Source organism: Monashia sp. HAY1-5C (genome assembly GCF_056755255.1).
This window is the reverse complement of sequence record NZ_JBPGXG010000403.1, coordinates 1-266: the sequence shown is the minus strand read 5'-3', so window position 1 is coordinate 266 and position 266 is coordinate 1. Positions and strand designations below refer to the sequence as shown.

At 40.2% G+C, this 266-nt stretch carries 1 protein-coding gene; it reads left to right on the top strand.

Translation table 11 applies throughout. From position 1 onward, the window contains the following. On the top strand, positions 1 to 266 hold a 266-nt coding region (locus tag ACR9ZK_RS22205), incomplete at both ends, for an aminotransferase class I/II-fold pyridoxal phosphate-dependent enzyme (protein WP_481344107.1).

Here is a 266-nt window from a genome sequence, read left to right as displayed (position 1 = left end):
GATACTTCTCTTCGTGATAAAGTTATGGAAAATGCAGAATATTTCAGAACAGAGATGAAAGCAAGAGGTTTTGATATTCCTGATGGTGATGCGGCGATCGTTCCGGTAATGTTGTATGATGCTCCTTTGGCTCAGAAAATGGCTGAAAAACTGATGGATAAAGGAATTTATGTAATCGGGTTCTTCTATCCTGTTGTGCCGAAAGGAAAAGCGAGAATCAGAGTTCAGCTTTCTGCAGCTCATAAGAGAGAACATCTGGATAAAGC